The sequence below is a fragment of the Pseudomonas sp. TR47 genome, from assembly GCF_044143025.1.
In the GTDB taxonomy this organism is placed as follows: domain Bacteria; phylum Pseudomonadota; class Gammaproteobacteria; order Pseudomonadales; family Pseudomonadaceae; genus Aquipseudomonas; species Aquipseudomonas putida_E.
Genome location: NZ_JBHFCS010000010.1, coordinates 17,328 through 37,956, shown reverse-complemented (window position 1 = coordinate 37,956; position 20,629 = coordinate 17,328). Strand labels below are relative to the sequence as shown.

Sequence of the window (20,629 nt, the reverse complement as noted above, 5' to 3'; positions counted from 1 at the left end):
GGCCTCGTGTCGCGAGAGGGCCGCAAAGCGGCCCCAGATTTTCAGCGTGATGCGGATATTGCGGGGCAATGGGCAGCGATCAGGCGATCTTCTTCAAACCCTGCTTCTTCAGCTCTTCATCACGCAACTCGCGGCGCAGGATCTTGCCCACGTTGGTCGTTGGCAGCGCGTCGCGGAACTCGATGTAACGCGGCACCTTGTAGCCGGTGACGTTGGCACGCATGTGCTCCATCACCTGCTCCTTGGTGACGGTCATGCCCGGCTTGACCACGATGAACACCTTGATCAGTTCGCCCGACTTTTCATCCGGCACGCCGATCGCAGCGCACTGCAGCACACCCGGCAGGGCTGCCAGTACGTCCTCCAGCTCGTTGGGATACACGTTGAAGCCCGAGACCAGGATCATGTCCTTCTTGCGGTCAACGATGCGCATGTAGCCATCCGGCTGGATCAGGGCAATGTCCCCGGTCTTCAGCCAACCATCACTGTCGAGGATCTCGGCGGTGGCATCTTCACGCTGCCAGTAGCCCTTCATCACCTGCGGCCCCTTGACGCACAGCTCGCCCACCTCGCCCAGCGGCAGTTCGGTGCCACTGTCATCGATGACCTTGCACAGGGTCGAGGGCACCGGGATACCGATGGTGCCGACCTGGTTGGCTTCGGCCGGATTGACCGCCGCAACCGGGCTGGTCTCGGTCATGCCATAGCCTTCGCAAATGGCGCAACCGGTGACGGCTTTCCAGCGCTCGGCCACGCTCAGTTGCAGCGCCATGCCACCGGACAAGGTGATCTTCAACGCCGAGAAGTCCAGCGCACGGAACGCCTCGTTGTTGCACAGGGCAACGAACAGGGTGTTGAGGCCGACGAAGCCGCTGAATTTCCACTTGCCCAGCTCCTTGACCATTGCCGGTAAGTCACGCGGGTTGCTGATCAGCACGTTATGGTTGCCGATCAGCATCATCGCCATGCAATGGAAGGTAAAGGCATAGATGTGGTACAGCGGCAGCGGCGTGATGAGGATCTCGCAACCTTCATGCAGGTTCGAACCCATCAGCGCCCGACACTGCAGCATGTTGGCCACCAGGTTGCGGTGCGTCAGCATTGCGCCCTTGGCCACACCTGTGGTGCCGCCGGTGTACTGCAGCACGGCAACATCATTGGCTTGCGGGTTGGCCTCGGCCACCGGCTGGCCCTTGCCCAGCGCCAGGGTATCGTTGAAGCGCACGGCGTTCGGCAGGTTATAGGCCGGCACCATCTTCTTCACGTACTTGATCACGCTGTTGATCAGCAGGCGCTTGAGCGGTGGCAACAGGTCGGCCACTTCGGTGACGATAACGTGCCTGACCTGGGTCTTGGGCACCACTTTCTCGGCCAGGTGCGCCATGTTGGCCAGGCACACCAGGGCTTTGGCACCGGAGTCGTTGAACTGATGTTCCATTTCCCGTGCGGTATACAGCGGGTTGGTGTTGACCACGATCAGGCCGGCGCGCATGGCACCGAACACCGCTACCGGGTACTGCAGGACATTCGGCAGCTGTACGGCAATGCGATCACCCGGCTTGAGGTCGGTGTGCTGCTGCAGCCAGGCCGCAAAAGCGCCCGACAGGGCATACAACTCGCCGTAGGTGATGGTCTTGCCCAGGTTGCTAAAGGCCGGTTTGTCGGCAAAGCGTTGGCAGGATTGCTTGAGTACCGCCTGGATATTGGGGAATTCGTCAGGATTGATTTCCGCCGTAATCCCGGCTGGGTATTTATCCTTCCAAAAATGGTCGATCATGGAAGCCCACTCCTTCAGCAACAGCGAAGTTCGATTTACGCGTCGATGCGTTTATTATTGATATGAGATGGCGGTTCGTTGCAAACCGAATCATCTGAAAGCGGGCCGAGAGTAACAGCTTTGCAAAGGGTCGCCTAGAGGCCAAAACGGGCCTTATGGTCACAAAAATGACTCAATGAAGGATACAAGTCATTTTTAGAGTATTTGACTTAGAGCGCCAAGTTTCAAGCGGCAAGCTGCAAGCTAGAGCGGCGCACGCCCCCCCTTGCAGCTTGAAACTTGAAGCTTGAAGCTCGCCCCCCTTACGCGATGTCGCGCAGCTCGCGACGCAGGATCTTGCCCACCGGTGTCATCGGCAACGACTCGCGCAGCACGATGTGCTTGGGCACTTTGTAACCTGTGAAGTTGGCCTTGCAGTAGGCCTTGAGTTCATCGACGCTGAGCCCGCCTTCACGGGCCACCACGAACAGTTTGACGGCCTCGCCCGAACGCTCGTCAGGCACGCCGATGGCGGCGCAGTTGGCTACCTTCGGGTGGCCCATGATCACGTCTTCGATTTCGTTGGGGTACACGTTGAAGCCCGAGACGATGATCATGTCCTTCTTGCGGTCGACGATACGCGTAAAGCCGTCCGGGTCGATCACTGCAATGTCGCCGGTTTTCAGCCAGCCATCAGCATCCAGGGTCTGCGCCGTAGCCTCGGGTTGCTGCCAGTACCCCTTCATCACCTGCGGGCCCTTGATGCACAACTCGCCCCGCTCACCGAGCGGCAGTTCATTGCCCTCATCATCGATGACCTTGAATGCTGTGTCTGCCACCGGTATGCCCACGGTACCCAGGCGTGCCAGCTCGCCATAAGGGTTGGTGCTGGCCACTGGCGAAGTCTCTGTCAGGCCGTAGCCCTCGACAATGCGGCAGCCGGTCAGGCTCTCCCAACGTTCGGCGGTGGCCTTGACCAGTGCCGTACCGCCAGAGTTGGTCACCTTGAGCGCCGAGAAATCCAGCTGCCGGAAGCCCGGGTGATCCATCAGCGCCACGAACAGGGTGTTCAACCCCAACAGTGCGGTGAACCGCCATTTGCCCAGTTCCTTGATGAAGCCAGGGATATCGCGCGGGTTGGTGATCAACACGTTATGGTTGCCGGTGACCATCATGCACATGCAGTTCGCGGTAAAGGCATAGATGTGGTACAGCGGCAGCGGCGCGATCATCACCTCCTGGCCTTCCTTGATCAGCTTCTGCCCGTCCGGGCCATGCTGCGAAAAGCACGCCAGCACCTGCAGCATGTTGGCCACCAGGTTGCCGTGGGTGAGCATGGCGCCCTTGGCCAGGCCCGTGGTGCCGCCGGTGTACTGCAGCACGGCGATGTCGTCCAGGCTCAGCGTTACCGGCTTGTGGCTCAGCGCCGCGCCCTCGCGCAGTGCCTGCTTGAACGAGATAGCCTGGGGCAGATGATAGGCCGGGACCATTTTCTTGACCTTGTCGACCACGGTGTTGATCAACCACCCCTTGGCCATGGGCAACAGGTCGCCCATCTTCGCCTCGATCAGGTATTCGATGCCGGTATCGGGCAGCACCTCCTGGACCCGCTTGCCGAACATGTTCAGGTACACCAGGGCGCGGGCACCGGCGTCTTTGAACTGGTGGCGCATTTCACGCTCGGTGTACAGCGGGTTGGTGTTGACCACGATCAGCCCGGCGCGCAGGGCGCCGAACACCGCAATGGGATACTGCAGCACGTTGGGCATCTGTACGGCGATGCGGTCACCCGGCACCAGGTCGGTATGCTGCTGCAGCCAGGCAGCAAAGGCCGCCGAAAGGCGGTCGAGTTCGCCATAGGTCAGGGTCTTGCCCAGGTTGCTGAACGCCGGGCGGTCGGCAAAGCGCTTGCAGGATCGCTCGAAAACTTCGACGACCGAGGTGTACGCATGGATATCGATGGTGGAAGGCACGCCCGCCGGGCGCTTGTCATTCCAGAAGTCGGCTTGCATTTATTATTGTTCCTCTGCCTGAACCCGCTCTTAGCCTGTAATCCCTTTGCCTGATGGGAAAAAAGGCGTTCAACCGACGTTAGCAGGTAAGCCTGAGGTGGCATATATGCCAAGTGCCGCCATTAACATTGTGAATCTTATTTGTGCCCTTCCTGCAATCCGGCCGCTTGCGCATACACTGTGCTCGTACCCCAGCGCAAAGGATCCGCCATGCCTTACGACGCCTTCTGGCTGCCGGCCAGCGAGCATTGCAGCCTGTACGTGCACCAATGGCTGCCGGCCACGCCGGTCAAGGCCGTGGTGCTGCTGGCGCACGGCATGGCCGAACATGCCGGGCGCTACCAGCACCTGGGCCAGACGCTGAGCGCTGCCGGCTATGCGCTGTTGGCTGCGGACCTGCGCGGCCACGGCCGTACCGCCGAACGGGGTAGCCTCGGCCTGTTCGCCCGGCAACATGGCTGGAATGCCGTGGTCAACGACCTGGCCCTGCTCACACAGCACATCGGCCAGCAGTTCCCCTGCACACCGCTCTTCCTGTTCGGCCACAGCATGGGCAGCTACATCGCCCAGGCCTACCTGATGCACCACAGTGGCAGCGTGCACGGGGCGATCCTCAGTGGCTCCAATTTCCAGCCGCCGGCGCTATACCGCATGGCGCGCCTGATCGCCCGGCTGGAGGCGTTGCGCCAAGGCCCGCAAGGCAAGAGTGCGCTGATCGAGTGGCTGTCGTTCGGCTCGTTCAACAAAGCCTTTAAACCCACCCGTACCGCCTTCGACTGGCTCAGCCGCGACCCTGAAGAGGTAAACAGGTACGTCAGCGACCCGCTGTGCGGTTTTCGCTGCAGCAACCAGTTGTGGCTAGACTTGCTGCACGGCCTGGCGCAGATCAGCCAGGCGAAGAACCTCGCGCAGATCGATCCGAACCTGCCGTTGCTGGTGATTGGCGGTGAATGTGATCCGGTGAGTGCCGGCAAGCGTCTCACCCATCTGGCCGACGCCCTGCGCGCGACCGGCAATCGACATGTACAACTGCGCGTCTACCCCAAGGCGCGGCACGAAGTGCTCAATGAACTCAATCGGGACGAGGTCACCGCCGATATCCTCGCGTGGCTGGAGCAGGCGCTGGCCCTTGGCCGCCCTGCCCGCAGTGAATGATAACGGCCTTGTCCGCCCATCAAGGAAGCGCCAATGACCCAGGTCACCAACACGCCTTACGAAGCTCTAGAAGTCGGCCAGAAGGCCAGTTACGAAAAGTCTGTGGAAGAACGCGACATCCAGCTGTTCGCCGCGATGTCCGGTGACCACAACCCGGTGCACCTGGATGCCGAATTCGCCGCCAAGAGCATGTTCCGTGAGCGCATTGCCCATGGCATGTTCAGCGGCGCGCTGATCAGCGCGGCAGTAGCCTGCACCCTGCCCGGCCCCGGCACCATCTACCTGGGCCAGAAGATGAGCTTCCAGAAGCCGGTGAAAATCGGCGACACCCTGACCGTGCGCCTGGAAATCCTCGAAAAGCTGCCCAAGTTCAAAGTGCGCATCGCCACCAACGTGTACAACCAGAACGATGAGCTGGTTGTAGAGGGCGAGGCAGAGATCCTGGCGCCGCGCAAGCAGCAGACGGTAGAGCTGGTATCGCCGCCCAATTTTGTCGCCAGCTGATGGCTTCAGGCAGTACCGGCGACAGGGCCGGTGCTGCCGGGTCATTCCAACGCCTGCAGCTTTCCCTCGATATGCCGCCGTTCCGGCGCCTGATGCGTCAACTCCAGCGCCTGCCGCCAGGCCGCACGGGCCTGTTCTGCCTGACCCAACTGGTAATGCAGCTCCGCCCTTGCCGCATGCGCCAGGTGATAGTCGCGCAACTCGCCAGTTGCCAGAATTGTTTCAATCTCCGCCAACCCCACCCGCGGCCCGTCCCGCTTGGCCAATGCCACCGCTCGGTTGAGCGCCACCACTGCGGACGGCCAATGCCGCTGCAGCACATCGTAAAGGCCGACAATCTGCGCCCAGTCCGTTTCACTGGCGCTCGCAGCCTCCGCATGCACCGCTGCAATCGCCGCCTGCACCGTGTAGGCACCGAACGCCCGGCTGCGCAGCGCCAGTTGCACCAATTCACAGCCTTCGCTGATTTGCGCACCGTCCCACAGGCTGCGATCCTGCTGCTCGAGCAGCACCAGATTGCCTTGGGCATCGCTACGCGCGTGCTGGCGTGACGCCTGCAGCAACATCAGCGCCAGCAAACCGACCGCCTCCGGGTCCGGTAACAACTGCACCAGCAAGCGACCGAGGCGAATCGCTTCGTCACTCAACGCCTGTTGCACCAACGCCTCACCCGAAGACGCCGAATAGCCTTCGTTGAACACCAGGTAAATCACCCGCAACACGCTTTCCAGGCGCTCAGGCAATTCGTGCAGCTGCGGCACCTGGTAAGGAATGCGTGCGTCGCGGATCTTGGCCTTGGCGCGCACGATGCGTTGGGCGATGGTCGCCGGGCTCTGCAGGAAGGCACGGGCGATCTGCTCAGTGGTCAGGTCACAGACTTCGCGCAACGTCAAAGGCACCTGCGCATCGGCAGCCAGAGCCGGGTGGCAGCACGTGAAGATCAGCCGCAGGCGATCGTCGGCGAGCAACGCCTCATCACTGGGGTCTTGCCCCTGGCCCTCGATGAGCATGATCAGGTCAGCCTGCGAACGGTCGAAACGCGCACGCCGCCGCACCGCGTCAATGGCCTTGAAACGGCCGGTCGACACCAGCCATGCACGTGGGTTTTGGGGGATACCGTCACGCTGCCAGCGCTCGACGGCAATGAAGAAGGCATCATGCATGGCCTCCTCTGCCAGGTCGAAATCCCCCAGCAGGCGGATCAGCGTCGCCAGGATACGCCGCGAGTCCCGGCGGTAAACCCCCTCGATCTCGGCGCGTACCTGCACCAGCGTTGCCATCAGTCCGGCATCCGCTGGGTCACCACCTCCACCAGGCGGTCCAGGCTTTCTCCCCACCCCTGGTGAAAACCCATTTCTTCATGGGCCGTGCAGTCGGCAGCACTCCAGTGCCAGGCGCGGGCGGTATAACGGGTCTTGCCGTGTTCCTCGTCAAAGGTCACCACTGCGGTCATGAAGGCCTTGGCAGACGGCACCCAGCCTGGCCCGAACGCATCGGTGAACACCAGCCGACGTGGCGCGGCGATCTCCAGGAACACACCCTGGGTGGGATACTCGGTACCGTCGGGGGCGCGCATCAAGGTGCGAAACAGGCCGCCGACCCAGAGCTGCATTTCACATTCCGGCGTGGTCATGCCATGCGGCCCCCACCACTGCATCAGCCAATGGGGTTCGGTCCAGGCACGGAACACCTTGGCGGGCGGGGCGTCGATCAGGCGGCTGATGGCCAACTCATGTTGCGCTTGCGCAGGTTGGGCAAGGCTCATTCTTGTTGTTCTCCGTTGCGGTCAGGGTTGCAGTTCGCGCACGGGCCTTACCTCAACGCTGCCGACCCGTGCGGCCGGGATGCCTTTGGCAATGTTCAATGCCTCGTTGAGATCGCGGGCATCGACCAGGTAAAAACCCGCAAGCTGCTCTTTGGTCTCGGCGAACGGGCCATCGGTCAGGCTCATGTGGCCACCGCGCATACGTACCGTGGTGGCGGTCTGCACCGGTTTCAGCGCCTCAGCCGCGAGCATGCGCCCACAGCGCTGCAGCGACTCGGCGTAAGCCATGCATTCGGCATCTTCGGGGCTGTCGGGCAGGCTGTGCAGCAGCCCCTCGTCACAATAGACCAGGCACAGGTATTTCATGGTGATCTCCACGGCATTGGCAAAGTGCGTTTGGCGATAGCTGATCAGGGTTTGAGATCAAACAGCGCTTTCTGGGTTTCCACATCGAAAGGCGCCGACCAGTGCTCGTGGATGACCCGCCACTGGCCGGCGGTCTTGCGATAGCCCACGGTGACGCGCATGAAACCGCACTGGCTTTCGTCATCCGACGGGCCGCAGCGGTTGAGCCAATGGGCCAGGCCCAGCTCGCCATCGGCGTACACCGTGAGTTCGGCCAACTCGAACGTCATCGGGCCGGTGCAAAAACCCATGCACATTTCCCAATGTGCCTGGTACAGGGCCTTGCCCTTGAACTGCAGTTCCTTGATCGCGTCGAAGGCGACGATGTCGTCGGCATAGGGGGCGGTGATACCTGGGATGTCACGATCGCGCACCGCTTGCATCCAGCGTTCGATCAGTTCACGGATTTCGCTTTCGGCCTGGGTATTCATGAGGGGCTCTCCGAAGTGCGGGTGGCGCCGGTACTCGGCGCCTTCAACACTGGTCGAACGAGAGAGCGGGAAATCGACAACAGGGAGGAAAAAGGCTGACAGGCGCGGCGGCACCCTGTAACTGCCTACACGCCCGGGCTGGCCAGTATGAATTCGCGATAGCCCGAAACGATCACGTACACCGCGAAATAGCAGAAAATCGCTGCCGAGAGCAGGTATGACCACGTCAGCAGACGGTCACCGAGCAAACGCCCACCATGGCTGGCGATGCCGCACAGGCTCAGGCACCAGACCAGCCCTGCAGCGAAAAAGCCGCCGAGAAACAACCCGGCCTCCAGCAGGCTACCGCCACCGGAACGGGAAATCAGCACGCCACCGACAGCGGCGAACCACAAAATGGCGGTGGGCGACGACATGGCCAGGAAGATACCGCGCATGAATTCGCGCCAGGCCGATTCCGCCACCACCTCGCTGCGCGCTTCCATATGCCCGCCGCGCCAGGCCGCCAGCAGCATCTTCAGCGCGAACCACACCAGCAGCGCCGAACCACCCAGCCACAAGGCCCAGCGCACGCTCTCGAACTGCAGCAACACGGTCATGCCGGCCAGCGCTGCGATCGCATACACCAGGTCACCGACACACGTGCCCAGGCCGAGCCAGAACCCCTGCAGGAAACCGCGCTGCATGGCCAGGGTGATCATGGCGATATTGGCCACACCGATATCAAGACACAGGGACAGGCTGAGGAGAAAACCGTTGGAGAAAGGCATTGAATACTCGATGACGGGTAAATGAGCGCCGTAGAGCCTGCCATGAGTGATTGCGGGATTGGAAGAACAAGTGTTCGATCAGGCCAGCGCCGCCTGTTCAAACACCTCGTCGGCCCACTGGTTCAGGCTTTTGCCTGCCGCACGGGCAGCAACGCTGGCAGCGGCATGGATTTCGGGCCGAATACGCAGCATGACCTTCCCCGATGCCGGCTTTTCGGGAGTGATGCCCTGTTCCGCGCAATCGGCCAGGTAGTCCTCCAACGCATGACGGAAGGCCTCATGCAGTTCCGGGACAGAACTTGCGTGGAAACTGATGATGTCGCGAATCCCCAGCACGCGGCCGACGAAAATATCGTCACGCTCATCATATTCAATACGGGCGGCATAGCCCTTGTAGCGCATGCAACTCATCATTTCACTCCTGCCCGCAGCAAGAATTCGCGGGCCTCTTCAATCTGATACCGCCTGGCCTCCTTGCCTGGATGGGGACGATGGCACCTCCAGCACTGGCCGCCAAGCACCAGTTTGACCCGGGAGCCTTGCCGCTCCAGCACCTGCCCCCCGAGGTGCAGCACCAGCGTTTCAATCTCGGAAAAGGCTAGTGACGACGTGGTTGGCGTCCTCAGGATAGCGTCGAGAATTTTTCGGTATCGAGTATTCATGGAAAAATGCTATCAAAATAAGATAGCACTTATTCCAAGATATTCATTCAGGATCTTTCATTGCCCCCGAGAATCCGCGCATACCGCGCCCGGTCCACGTTCGCTCCGCTCAACACCACAGCCACGCGCTTGCCGGCCTGCTGTTCGCGCTCTTGCATCAACGCCGCCAGGGCTGCGGCACCTGCACCTTCGGCAGTGTTGTGCGTGGCCTCGTGGTAAACCCGCATGGCTTCGGCGACTTCACTGTCGGTGACCCGCACGATCCGCGCAGCGTGCTCGCGCACCAGGGCAAAGGCTTGCGGATGGGGTACCCGGCAAGCCATGCCATCGGCGAAGGTTTCGGCAGTGGCAGTGGTGACGATATGGCCCTGCTCAAAGCTCTGGGCATAGGCATCAGCCGCGCTGGACACCACACCGACGATCTGGGTTTTCAAACCCAGCAGGTTACGCGCCTGGATCAGCCCGCAAATGCCTGACCCCATGCCGATCGGCACGTAAACGCAGTCCAGGTCACGCACAGCCTCGAACAACTCCAGGGCATAAGTGGCCACGCCCCGCACCAACTCCGGGTGGAACGAAGGCACCATGGCATACCCCAGCACCTCGGCCAGCCGCGCGGCTTCTTCACGGGCCACATCGAAATCCGCACCGTGCTCGACCAACTCGGCCCCCAGTGCGCGCATGGCGGCGTTCTTCTCTGTGGAATTGCCCTCAGGGACTACGATGACCAACGCAATGCCTGCCTGCCGTGCCGCCAGGGCCATGCTTTGGCCGTGGTTGCCACGGGTTGCGGTGACCAGCCCGCGGGGTGGATTGCCGCCCGCCAGCAGCGAGCGCACATAGACCAGACCGCCCCGGACTTTGAAAGCCCCGGTGGGTGCGTGATTTTCGTGCTTCACCCACACCTCGCAGCCCAGCCGCTCAGCCAGCAACGGCCAGGCGTGCTGGGGCGTGGCGGGTACATGTTGGTGAACGAAAGCGGCGGCTTCGCGCAGGGCGGCAAGGTCGAACATGGCGATCATCCCTTTTCGGTAGGTGGTTGATCCGATCCTAAGCGCCGGGCATTGTATGGGTACAACCTTATATTGCATGGGTAGCAATTTCGTGTGGATCCCGCAGCTCGTCGAGGATGACCAACCCCGGTATCTGGCTCTGGTCGATGCAATAGGCAACGCCATCGAGAGCGGCGTGCTCAAGGTCGGTGACCGCCTGCCGCCGCAACGGCGCCTGGCCTGGAAACTGGGCCTGAACCCCAGCACCACCCAACAGGCCTACCGTGAAGCCGCCGCTCGCCACCTGGTGGCGGGTGAAGTGGGCCGCGGTACCTATGTGCTGGCGGGGAGCAAGGAAGCGACCTTGTTTCGCCTCAAACACTGCGAAGGGCAAACGCGGCTGATCGACCTGTCGACCAATGTACCGGTTGCCGATCCGCACAATCATGATCTGCACGACAGCTTGCGCAGGCTGCTGCAAGGTCACGACCACGGCTTGCTCGACCATTACCTGGGCCCCGAGCAGTTGCTGCTGGGGCGCATCCGCGGCGCCCACTGGCTGGGCAATCGCGGCCTGGCCCTGTCGGCCGACCACCTGTTGCTGTGCGGCGGAGCCCAGCAGGCGCTGGCCCTGGTGCTGCAGTCATTCTGCCAGGCGGGTGAGCCCGTCATGCTTGAAGCCCTGACCGCTCCGGGCATCAAGGCCGCCTGCCGGCAACTGCGTCTGCCCGTGCATGGCGTCGCACTGGACAACCAAGGCCTGCGGCCCGATGACCTGGACCGGGTGGCGCGCGCCAGCGGTGCCCGCGTGCTGGTGACCACACCTACCCTGCACAACCCCACGGGCGCCTGCATGGATGATGCTCGCCGCGAGGCAATCGCTGGGGTAGTCAAACGCCTGGGGTTATTGGTGATCGAAGATGATGTGTATGGCGCACTCAGCGACCGGCCGCCGCTCTACCCGCTATTGGGCGATCAAGGGATCTACATCAGCAGCCTGTCCAAGACGGTGGCCGCAGGCTTGAGGCTGGGGTGGATCGTGGCCAGCGCGAAGTTGCTGTCACAGGTCGACCCGCATGCCCAGGCCAGCCACTGGCCGGTGTCGCCATTGGGCTTGCATGTCGCTTGCCAATGGATCGATGACGGTACCGCCACACGGCGGCTGGCCTGGCAGAAAGCAGAAATTTGCGAACGCTGGCGCCTGGCACGCAGGCTGCTGGCTGGTGGGCTGCACAACACAGGCCAGCCTTCACCGCACGCGTGGCTGGGCACGCCGCAGGGGGCTGAGGCGGTGGTAACGCAATGTCGGGAGCAAGGTGTGGAAGTCGTCCCGGCGAGTGTCTTCGCCATTGGCGCAAGTGAGGTGCAGGCCGTGCGCATCAGCCTGTCGGCGGCAGGCAGCCGGGCTGAACTGAAACGCGGCCTGGAGGTAATACGGCAGGTACTTTCTGCTCAATGAACCCAGGGTGACGAAAGCAGCCTCTTCGCTACTGCCCGGTGCGAAAAGGCCGCTAACGCAGGAGCATCAACCCTGCTGGCAACCTTCGCCCATGGCGCGGTACTGAATGGTGTGCACCTGGCCCTGATGGTCTTCATAGGTCATGGTCGCAGGCACCACTTCGCAGACATTGGGGATGGTCGACAGGTTGATCACCCGTTTGATGTCAAGGTTCATGGAGTAGTCGTACTGCTGGGCCACAGGCTCGGTGGAGACGGCTTTGGCCTCATCGGCAAGGGCGAACGAGGACATACCGACCAATGCAAGAATCAGTAATGGTTTCATGGATGTTTGGCCTTTAAATCAATCAAGCTGATCGATTGACTTCATATGCCGTCAATGGCGCGGAGAAGTTGTCATCAACTGCGAAGATGACACGAAGTACCGATCCCGCTTTGTCGTACTGCCAGGGGGGATACGTGAAATTCTACTCCCGGCCTGGAATAGTTGAACCCCGAACTCGGACATTCACCCTTGCAGCTTTTGCAACAATCTGCGACAAAGCGAAACGGATTGATGGCCCGAAATCATTGGGCTAGAGCTGTTTGCCAGCGGAATACCATGACGCCACTCCTCTGCACCCCACTGACCGACCTTGAGCGGCGGCTGCTAGACCACTTCTATCGCCAGCAGGGCTCACGCATGCGTGCGGCCAGCGACGGTGAGTTGTGGGTGGCGCGCAGCGGCGCAATCGTTGCGGGCTTGAGCTTGAGCGCTGTTGCCGGTGGCCGGTGGCTCACCGGCCTGCTGGTAGCCCCAGAGTGGCGAAACCAGGGTGTGGCCGCGCGCCTGGTCAACGCAGCACTGGCCGAAGGTCGCGGCCCAACGTGGCTGTTCTGCCACCCGGACCTCGAAGCCTTTTACCAACGTCTGGGTTTCTCCCCGGCGAGCAGGTTGCCTGAAGCGCTGGGGTCACGCCTGGCCCGCTATCAACGCAGCAAACGCCTGATGGCGATGGTGCATGGTCAGTCGTCGCTGGCGTCCAGGCCAGGGAACAGTACCTCGGTGTAACCGAACTTGGCGAAATCCTGAATCCGCGAAGGATACAGCCGCCCGATCAGGTGGTCGCATTCATGCTGTACCACGCGCGCATGAAACCCGTCGGCAACCCGGTTGACCGGATTGCCCTGCGGGTCGATGCCCTCATAGCTGATGTGCTTGTAGCGAGGCACCACCCCACGCAGGCCAGGCACAGACAAACAGCCTTCCCACCCCTCCTCGATCTCGGTGGACAGCGGAGTGATCACCGGGTTGAGGAGAATGGTCTGTGGCACCGCCTCGGCATCGGGGTAACGCTCACTGCGCTCGAAACCGAAAATGACCAGTTGCAGGTCGATGCCGACCTGCGGTGCGGCCAGCCCCACGCCGCCGACATGGCGCATGGTTTCGAACATGTCGTCGATCAACTGCTGCAGTTCGGCGCTGCCGATCAGGTGTTCTGGCACCGGGGCTGCGACGCGCAGCAAGCGCTCGTCGCCCATCTTCAGGATGTCACGGATCATCGCGGGTTCTGCTCGGTAGGCTGGGGCTCGACCGGATGTTCATGGCCGAGCACGGTCAGGGTTTCCTTGGCTTTATCGCCCTCGAAATCCTTTTCGCCAGGGTCTTTGCCCTCAGCGGACATATGTTCGATCACAGCGTTCATCTCCGCGCCCAGCAACAATACGGCGGCAGAAATGTAGAAATACAACAGCAATACAATGATCGCACCGATACTGCCATACATGGCGTTGTAGTCGGCGAAAGTCTTCACATAGTAAGCGAATGCCAGCGAAGCGATGATCCAGACCACCACCGCCAGCACTGAGCCTGGAGTGATGAAGCGAAACTTCTGTTTCACGTCGGGCATCACGTAGTAGATCACCGCCACCGCCACCATCATCAGGATGATGATCGCCGGCCACCGCAAGATCGTCCACACCGTGACGATCACTTCCTGCATGCCGATCTGAGCCGCGATCCACTCCATCACCTGAGGCCCCAGCACCATCAACGCTGCCGCCGCCAGCAGCATACCGGCAATGCCGACGGTATAGACAATCGACAATGGTATGCGCTTCCACACCGGGCGCCCTTCGGGCACGTCATAGGCGGCATTCATGGCACTCATCATCAGCCGTACGCCTGCAGAGGCGGTCCACAACGCGATGACGATACCCACCGACAGCAGGCCACCTTTGGACTGCTGCAACTGATCGATGACGGGGTTGACCTGTTCCAACGCCTGGGGCGGCAGTACCAGCTCCGATTGCATGCGCAGCCACGAGAAGAAATCCGGCAGGTGCAGAAAACCGATCAGTGCGATCAGGAACAGCAGGAACGGGAACAACGAAAACAGCATCTGGTAAGCAAGCGCAGAGGCGTAGGTGGACATCTCGTCGTCAAGGAATTCCTTGACGGTGCGCACCAGGATGCGGTGAAGGGGCAGGCCACCCAGGTCGGGAAAAATCATAGCGTCTCCTTTCGCCGCTTGATCAGTACATCAGGGAAGTCTAATAGACCACGCGACTGGTGTGCTGCTCCCTGCTGGACTTGAAGAAAAATTCGCCGTCTTGATCAACAGCCCCATCCCCGTCTGCTGGCGACGGGGCTGTAGTCATACCGTGATCAAGGCTTTTTCACAGCATCCTTGACGTCGCCCTTGACCTGCTGCCCTTCGCCCTTGATTTCCTGGGCCTTGCCTTCTGCGCGCAGCTTGTCATTGTCGGTGACTTTGCCAACACCTTGCTTGATGTTGCCCACTGCTTCGTTGGCCATACCTTTGACTTTGTCTTTAGTGCCGCTCATGGCAAATCTCCTGCAAATGGAGACACGTGATCCGTGTCGACAAAAGGTGGACCCAGCGGCCAGTTCAGGAGTTTCAAACATTTTTGCAATCTCAAGCCGAGCGGTAAATCTGCGGGCGAATACCGCACTGAATCGGCTACCTACGTCTGCGCAATGCCGGCCTGCTGCCCTAGAATCGCGGGCAAACGGCAGCCCTATAGAGGTTGCATGCTTATAAAAACAACAGCTTACGGAACCTGCACCCATGCGTTTGATGCCCCTGCTGGCAGCCTTGCTGCCGCTGCTGCCCCTGCCCGCGCTCGCTGGCGCACCGGCCACCGAAACCCTGCGGGTCGACCGCTACAGCGACGACGGCCAGCCAGGCACCCTGCGCTGGGCGATCGAAACCAGCAACCAGAAGCCCGGCCACTACCGCATCGACATCGCCGCAGTCGGCCAAGCGCCATTTGTCATCCGGCCGACCCGCGCCCTGCCTGAAATCAAAGGCCCGGTGCAGATCACCGGCCTGCCTTGGGCGCGCGACGGCCAATACGTCGCGATCGACGGCGCCGGCTATATCAAGGACCAGGGAGTACGCACCTGCCCCGGCGCCCTGCCCGGCCAGTTCGGCACCAACGTGCGCACCACGACCAACCCCGGGCTGGTGCTGCGCGACACCCAGGGCGTGCACCTCAGTGGCCTGGAAGTGCGCAACTTCTGCATCGGCATCCTGGTCAACCGCGCCAGCCACAACGTCATCGAAGACAACCGCATCGTCGCCAACAAGGGCGGTGCCGGTATCATGCTGACCGGCGATGACGGTGCCGGTAACCCCACGGCCACCACCACGGTCAACAACAAGGTGCTGCGCAACCAGCTGATCGACAATGGCGATGGCCTGGAGCTGACCCGCGGCGCGGCGTTCAACCTGGTGGCCGACAACCTGTTCCGTTCGACTGCAGCCAACCCGGAGCCGTCCCAAGGCATCGAGATTCTGCTGGGCAACGACAACAGCGTGGTACGCAACCGCTTCGAGAACTACTCCGACGGCCTGCAGATCAACTGGGGCAAGCGCAACTACCTGGGCGCCAATACCTTCAGCGGCAACTCGATCGGCGTCAGCGTCACCGGCCAAGGCAATATCCTCGACGGCAACCTGATCCACGGCAACCGCATCGGCGTGGCGCTGCGCCCGGAGCCGGAAGTCACCACCACGCGCCTGACCGGTAACCGGATCTGGGGCAACAGCCTGGATATCCGCCGCTGCGAAGCTGGCGGCTCTTGCGTACCGGATCAGCGCACGGGCGCCATCGTTTTTGGCGTGCCAGCCCAGGCCCATGCACTGTACGTAGGCTCTCGCGGGGTCGGTGCCGACCTGCCGAAAAAGGACCAGGCCGTGATCTGCGATGCCAAGGGCCAGCCCAAGCCCTGCCAGCCGCTGCCCAACCATAACCAGCAGGCACCACGGCTGTTGGCCCTGAACGACAATGTGCTGCGCGGCGAAGTGCAGGGGCCGGCATCGAGCCTGCTGCGGGTCGAGCTGTTCGGCAATGCCCAGGCACAAGGCACGGAGGCTGAGCAGTACCTGGGGGAAGTACTGGTGAACAGCGATGCCAAGGGGCAGGCGCAGTTTGCCCAGCGGCTGGAGAATGCCGATGGGGTGCGCAGCTTTACCGCCACCGTGACCACGGCCGATGGCGCGTCCTCCGAGTTGAGCCAGCCACTTCGCCGCTAGGGTAGCTGGCCCCATCGCCGGCACGCCGACGACGGGGCCATCAAACCTTGCTCCGCTACCCGCCACCCCTCACAATGCAGCCCTTCATAGCGTCACACCGCAGGAACCTGCATGAAACTCGACAAACCCGCCGCCATCGCCCGGCGCAACGAAGCATTGGCCAAGCCGGTGCTCACCAGTGCCAACACGCTGTTCGCCATCCTCGACCCCAAACGCAACCTGTGGTGGTTCGAAGTACCGGTGGCGCTGCTGCGCAAGGGCCAGCCCGACTGGGTCAACCTGCTGCTGCACACCCCTGAAAGCGACGAACTGCAGCACCTGAAGGTCCCGACCAACTTCCTCAAGGCGCATCAGGAACAGATGGAAGTACGCAATGCCGGCAAGCGCCGCTCGACCATCAGCCTGGCGCTGAGCGCCGACCGTGACTCGCTGCTGCGCGACACCCGACCGGGCGGCGAGCAGCTCGACTTCAGCACATTCGTGCAGGCCTGACCTCAGGCCCGCTCGATGCGATCGTCATGGATGACGATCCGGCCCTGTTTGAACAACGCGCCGATGGCCTTCTTGAAGTTGCCCTTGCTGACGTTGAACATGCGGCTGATCACCTCTGGGTCGCTCTTGTCGCACACCGGCAACACACCCCCTTCGGCCTCCAGGCGCTGCATGATCTGCTCATGCAAGCCGTCCGCCAGCGCCTGGCCAACCGGTTGCAGGCTCAACGCGATCTTGCCGTCATGGCGCACTTCCTTGATGAAACCCTTCTCATGCATGCCCGAACGCATGAACTTGAAGATCTCATTCTTGTGGATCAGGCCCCAATGACGGTTGTTGATGATGGCCTTGAAGCCCATCGGCGTTTCGCCCGCCACCAGCAGCTCGACCGGCTGACCGACCTGGTAATCGGCCGGGGTGCGGTCCAGATAGCGGTCCAGGCGTGAAGTGGCGGTGATGCGCCGGGTGCGCTTGTCGAGGTAGACATGCACCACGCAGTAGTCGCCGATCTTCAGCGGCCGCGCCTCTTCCGAGTACGGCATCAGCAGGTCCTTGGACAGGCCCCAGTCGAGGAAGATGCCCGCACCGTTGATGTCCTTGACCTTGAGGCTGGCGAATTCGCCAACCTGCACCTTGGGCTTCTCGGTGGTGGCGATCAGCTGGTCTTCGCTGTCCAGATAGAGGAACACGTTGAGCCAGTCATCGACCTCGGTTTCGGCGTTCTTCGGGATGTAGCGCCCGGGCAGCAGGATCTCGCCGTCGGGGCCGCCGTCCAGGTAGAGGCCGAAGTCCACGTGTTTCACGATTTGCAAACTGTTGTAACGCCCAAGCAGAGCCATTTCCGATGTTCCTCAAGACAAGACGGCTATTCTACACCTGAAGCCAGCGCGCCGCCCGACCGCTGATTCGGCGGAACCGTCGTGGAGTACTCGCGTCTACCGTGTGGCCAGCCATCTGCAAGGGATCAGCACATGTTTCTACGCCTGTCCAAAGCCCTGATCATCGCCACGGCATTTGCGCTGGCACTGGTGGCCTGCAGCCGTATAGACCTGGCCTACCGCAACCTCGACCGGCTGGTCCCGTGGTCGCTGGACGACTACCTTGCCATGAACCGTGACCAGAGGTCGTTGCTCGACGAACGGCTCAAGCAGCACCTGGCCTGGCATTGCACGACCGAACTGCCCGGGTACCTCGACTGGCTCGACCGCGTACGCAGCATGGTCGCCGCGGGGCAAGTGACCGACCAGGCGCTGCAACAGCGCATGAACGAAGCCCGGCAGGCGATCGGTCGCGTTGCAGAAGCCATCACCCCGTCGGCCGCCGAGCTGCTGCGCGGCATGAGCGATGCCCAGGTCGCGCAGCTGGGCGAAGCTTTGCGTGAAGACATCAGTGAACGGCAAGAGAAATACGTCGATACACCCCTATCCAAACAGGTCGCCCGCCGCGCCGAGCGCATGGAAAAACGCCTGACACCCTGGTTCGGCGAACTCACCGCAGCACAACGCCAGCGCGTACAAACCTGGGCACAGGCGCTGGGCGACCAGAACCGCCAGTGGATCGCCAACCGTGCGCACTGGCAACAACAGCTGATGATGGCCATGAACCAGCGCAGCGACGAAAGCTTCGAACCGCGCCTGGCGCAATTGCTGCAGCGCAAGGAAAGCCTGTGGACTGCGCAATACCGCGCTGCCTTCGAGAACAGCGAGCAACAGACACGCAGCCTGTTGATCGACCTGCTGCAACAGAGCAGCCCGGCCCAGCGGCAGTATCTTCAGGGGCGGCTGGCCAAGGTGCGTACCGACTTCAGTGAGCTCAAGTGCCTTAAGGGATAGGCAGGTCAATCGATGTCCGCCCGACAACCCGCCTCAGCGCCCTTTGCGCCGATACGGGAACACATCGATCACCTTGCCTTCGCGGATAGATGCCTGCAGCCCCTTCCAGTAATCCGCGTCATACAGCTCCCCATGCAGCCTGCTGAATAAACGCCGCTGGCCCATATCGGCAAACAGAAACGGTGGGAACTCCTCCGGGAATACATCGTGCGGCCCGATCGAATACCACGGCTCCCCCGACATCTCGTCCTCCGGGTAGCGCGGCGGTGGGATATGGCGGAAATTCACCTCGGTCAGGTAGCTGATCTCGTCATAGTCGTAGAACACCACACGACCATGGCGGGTAACCCCGAAGTTCTTCAGCAGCATGTCGCCTGGAAAGATGTTCGCTGCGGCCAACTGCTTGATGGCCAGGCCATAATCCTCCAGCGCTTCGAGCACCTGGCCTTCGCTGGCCTGCTCCAGGTACAGATTGAGCGGGATCATGCGCCGTTCGGTCCAGCAATGGCGGACCAGCACCGTATCGCCTTCCACAGCCACGGTGGACGGCGCCACCTCCAGCAACTCGGCCAGGCACTCAGGCTCGAACTTGGCCCGGGGGAAACGAAAGTCGGCGAACTCCTGGGTATCGGCCATGCGCCCGACCCGGTCGACACTCTTCACCAGGCGGTACTTGTCGATCACCGTGGCACGGTCGACCGTCTTGGACGGCGAAAAGCGGTCCTTGATGATCTTGAATACGGTATTGAAGCCCGGCAAGGTGAACACACTCATCACCATACCGCGCACACCGGGTGCCATGATGAAACGGTCGTCGGTACTGGCCAAGTGGTTGATCAGCGCGCGATAGAACTCCGACTTGCCGTGCTTGTAGAAACCGATCGAGGTGTACAGCTCGGCAATGTGCTTGCCTGGCAGTATGCGCTTGAGGAAATTGACGAACTCGGCCGGCACCGGCACGTCGACCATGAAGTACGAACGGGTGAAGGAAAAGATGATCGATACCTCGGCCTCGTCGGTGATAAGCGCATCCGCCTCGATGCCATGGCCTTCGCGGTGCAGCAGCGGGATCACCAGGGGCCACTGTTCATCGCTGTTGTACAGCCGGCCCACCAGGTAAGCACCCTTGTTGCGGTACAGCACCGGCACGAACAACTCCACGGCCAGGGCCGGGTCCTTGCATACCCAGTCTGGCAGGCAGTCGCGCAGTTGCTCTTCAAGGCGCGACAGGTCGCTCTCGAGGTCACCGTAGTCGAACGCATAGTCGCGCAAGATAGCCCGCAACACGCTCTTGAGGCTGCCATCGGGCATATAGGTGCGGGTCTGGGCAGCGCGCTCGTGGCTGCGTATCGACGGCCGGGTGGTGTGGATGAACATGCAGCCATCGCTGATCTGGTCATGGCTGAACAGGCTGCAGAACAAAGAGTTGTACCAAGTCTCCGACAGCTCATCGTCCAGCCGCGGGTCGATCAGGCGTATATAGGCACTTTTCACCAAGGGCCACTGTTCGACCTCCAGCAGCACTTCTTCATCGAACCCGTCACGCAGCCAGCCGTTGACCTCACCGACCTTCTGCTCATAGAGGTTGATCCGCGCCGCCGCTGCCCGCTGGATGTCCTGCCAGCGCGCCTGCTCGAAGCGCTCGCGGGCGCCCAGGGTGATGCGGCGAAAGTGTTCGCGGTAGTCGTCGAAGCCATCGAGGATCATCCGGGCGATTTCGCCGGCCGGCCAGTGCTGGGTCATGCAGGACACCTCGGTGCGGGGTGAGTTAGACAGCTTAGTCGCCTGTGCAACTTTGCGGAGCCTCTACCGGCTTGCACCGCAAGAAAGGACAAGAACCGCCCGTGCGCCATC

General features: G+C 61.7%; 22 protein-coding genes. 7 read left to right on the top strand and 15 right to left on the bottom strand.

Features of this window, described 5'->3' with window-relative positions; translation table 11 throughout:
- Positions 1-79: 79 nt before the first annotated feature.
- Entirely contained in the window at positions 80-1,777 is a 1,698-nt protein-coding gene (gene fadD1, locus ACEWE8_RS12855) for a long-chain-fatty-acid--CoA ligase FadD1 (RefSeq protein WP_046788049.1), read from the bottom strand.
- 302 nt (positions 1,778-2,079) lie between these two features.
- Complete coding sequence (gene fadD2, locus ACEWE8_RS12850; protein ID WP_046788048.1) at positions 2,080-3,768, bottom strand: long-chain-fatty-acid--CoA ligase FadD2; 1,689 nt, start codon at positions 3,766-3,768, stop codon at positions 2,080-2,082.
- A 210-nt stretch (positions 3,769-3,978) separates the two neighbouring features.
- Between fadD2 and ACEWE8_RS12845 the strand changes: the two genes are divergently transcribed.
- The gene (locus ACEWE8_RS12845; RefSeq protein WP_046788047.1) at positions 3,979-4,923 is read left to right on the top strand and encodes an alpha/beta hydrolase; all 945 of its coding nucleotides are present in this window, start codon (positions 3,979-3,981) and stop codon (positions 4,921-4,923) included.
- 33 nt (positions 4,924-4,956) lie between these two features.
- The gene (locus ACEWE8_RS12840) at positions 4,957-5,427 is read left to right on the top strand and encodes a MaoC family dehydratase (RefSeq protein WP_012315672.1); all 471 of its coding nucleotides are present in this window, start codon (positions 4,957-4,959) and stop codon (positions 5,425-5,427) included.
- A gap of 41 nt (positions 5,428-5,468) precedes the next feature.
- Here ACEWE8_RS12840 and ACEWE8_RS12835 read toward each other — a convergent pair whose 3' ends face one another.
- From ACEWE8_RS12835 to ACEWE8_RS12805, 7 genes are all read right to left on the bottom strand, one after another.
- On the bottom strand, positions 5,469-6,707 hold the full coding sequence (locus ACEWE8_RS12835; RefSeq protein ID WP_046788046.1) for an RNA polymerase sigma factor: 1,239 nt from the start codon (positions 6,705-6,707) through the stop codon (positions 5,469-5,471).
- The gene (locus ACEWE8_RS12830; RefSeq protein WP_046788045.1) at positions 6,707-7,192 is read right to left on the bottom strand and encodes an SRPBCC family protein; all 486 of its coding nucleotides are present in this window, start codon (positions 7,190-7,192) and stop codon (positions 6,707-6,709) included. Before ACEWE8_RS12830 ends, ACEWE8_RS12835 begins: the two co-directional genes overlap by 1 nt.
- 21 nt (positions 7,193-7,213) lie before the next feature.
- Positions 7,214-7,558, bottom strand: coding sequence for a YciI family protein (locus ACEWE8_RS12825; protein WP_039603659.1), 345 nt, complete (start codon positions 7,556-7,558; stop codon positions 7,214-7,216).
- A 44-nt stretch (positions 7,559-7,602) separates the two neighbouring features.
- Positions 7,603-8,028 (bottom strand): nuclear transport factor 2 family protein, encoded by a 426-nt coding sequence (locus ACEWE8_RS12820; RefSeq protein WP_046788044.1) that lies wholly within the window; start codon positions 8,026-8,028, stop codon positions 7,603-7,605.
- A gap of 125 nt (positions 8,029-8,153) precedes the next feature.
- Positions 8,154-8,798 (bottom strand): LysE family translocator, encoded by a 645-nt coding sequence (locus ACEWE8_RS12815; protein ID WP_046788043.1) that lies wholly within the window; start codon positions 8,796-8,798, stop codon positions 8,154-8,156.
- A 78-nt stretch (positions 8,799-8,876) separates the two neighbouring features.
- Positions 8,877-9,209, bottom strand: coding sequence for a type II toxin-antitoxin system HicB family antitoxin (locus ACEWE8_RS12810; protein ID WP_039603657.1), 333 nt, complete (start codon positions 9,207-9,209; stop codon positions 8,877-8,879).
- Between the two features lie 298 nt (positions 9,210-9,507).
- On the bottom strand, positions 9,508-10,473 hold the full coding sequence (locus ACEWE8_RS12805) for a threonine dehydratase (protein WP_046788089.1): 966 nt from the start codon (positions 10,471-10,473) through the stop codon (positions 9,508-9,510).
- Positions 10,474-10,549: 76 nt separating this feature from the next.
- Between ACEWE8_RS12805 and ACEWE8_RS12800 the strand changes: the two genes are divergently transcribed.
- Positions 10,550-11,911: a PLP-dependent aminotransferase family protein gene (locus ACEWE8_RS12800; protein WP_080952207.1), complete on the top strand. Its 1,362-nt coding sequence runs from the start codon at positions 10,550-10,552 to the stop codon at positions 11,909-11,911.
- A 66-nt stretch (positions 11,912-11,977) separates the two neighbouring features.
- Here ACEWE8_RS12800 and ACEWE8_RS12795 read toward each other — a convergent pair whose 3' ends face one another.
- Complete coding sequence (locus tag ACEWE8_RS12795) at positions 11,978-12,235, bottom strand: DUF2790 domain-containing protein (RefSeq protein WP_046788041.1); 258 nt, start codon at positions 12,233-12,235, stop codon at positions 11,978-11,980.
- A 276-nt stretch (positions 12,236-12,511) separates the two neighbouring features.
- Between ACEWE8_RS12795 and ACEWE8_RS12790 the strand changes: the two genes are divergently transcribed.
- Complete coding sequence (locus ACEWE8_RS12790) at positions 12,512-12,961, top strand: GNAT family N-acetyltransferase (RefSeq protein WP_080952206.1); 450 nt, start codon at positions 12,512-12,514, stop codon at positions 12,959-12,961.
- Here the strand turns inward: ACEWE8_RS12790 and def are convergent.
- The 3 genes from def to ACEWE8_RS12775 all read right to left on the bottom strand — a co-directional run bounded on the left by def (position 12,916) and on the right by ACEWE8_RS12775 (position 14,737).
- Positions 12,916-13,452 (bottom strand): peptide deformylase, encoded by a 537-nt coding sequence (gene def / locus ACEWE8_RS12785; protein WP_012315683.1) that lies wholly within the window; start codon positions 13,450-13,452, stop codon positions 12,916-12,918. The two genes, ACEWE8_RS12790 and def, sit on opposite strands and share 46 nt — an antisense overlap.
- On the bottom strand, positions 13,449-14,402 hold the full coding sequence (locus ACEWE8_RS12780) for a YihY/virulence factor BrkB family protein (protein WP_046788040.1): 954 nt from the start codon (positions 14,400-14,402) through the stop codon (positions 13,449-13,451). Before ACEWE8_RS12780 ends, def begins: the two co-directional genes overlap by 4 nt.
- A gap of 155 nt (positions 14,403-14,557) precedes the next feature.
- Complete coding sequence (locus tag ACEWE8_RS12775; RefSeq protein WP_046788039.1) at positions 14,558-14,737, bottom strand: CsbD family protein; 180 nt, start codon at positions 14,735-14,737, stop codon at positions 14,558-14,560.
- A gap of 244 nt (positions 14,738-14,981) precedes the next feature.
- Between ACEWE8_RS12775 and ACEWE8_RS12770 the strand changes: the two genes are divergently transcribed.
- Together ACEWE8_RS12770 and ACEWE8_RS12765 are read left to right on the top strand one after the other, a co-directional pair.
- Positions 14,982-16,451 carry a nitrous oxide reductase family maturation protein NosD gene (locus ACEWE8_RS12770; RefSeq protein ID WP_046788038.1) on the top strand — a complete coding sequence of 490 codons (1,470 nt, stop codon included), beginning with the start codon at positions 14,982-14,984 and terminating at the stop codon, positions 16,449-16,451.
- Between the two features lie 111 nt (positions 16,452-16,562).
- Positions 16,563-16,943, top strand: coding sequence for a hypothetical protein (locus ACEWE8_RS12765; RefSeq protein WP_012315687.1), 381 nt, complete (start codon positions 16,563-16,565; stop codon positions 16,941-16,943).
- A gap of 2 nt (positions 16,944-16,945) precedes the next feature.
- Here ACEWE8_RS12765 and ACEWE8_RS12760 read toward each other — a convergent pair whose 3' ends face one another.
- A complete protein-coding gene (locus ACEWE8_RS12760) occupies positions 16,946-17,782 on the bottom strand; it encodes a S1 RNA-binding domain-containing protein (protein ID WP_012315688.1) in 837 nt (278 codons plus the stop codon).
- Positions 17,783-17,914: 132 nt separating this feature from the next.
- Between ACEWE8_RS12760 and ACEWE8_RS12755 the strand changes: the two genes are divergently transcribed.
- On the top strand, positions 17,915-18,775 hold the full coding sequence (locus tag ACEWE8_RS12755) for a DUF6279 family lipoprotein (RefSeq protein WP_046788037.1): 861 nt from the start codon (positions 17,915-17,917) through the stop codon (positions 18,773-18,775).
- 33 nt (positions 18,776-18,808) lie between these two features.
- Here ACEWE8_RS12755 and aceK read toward each other — a convergent pair whose 3' ends face one another.
- Complete coding sequence (gene aceK, locus ACEWE8_RS12750; RefSeq protein ID WP_046788036.1) at positions 18,809-20,518, bottom strand: bifunctional isocitrate dehydrogenase kinase/phosphatase; 1,710 nt, start codon at positions 20,516-20,518, stop codon at positions 18,809-18,811.
- Between the last annotated feature and the right edge of the window lie 111 nt (positions 20,519-20,629).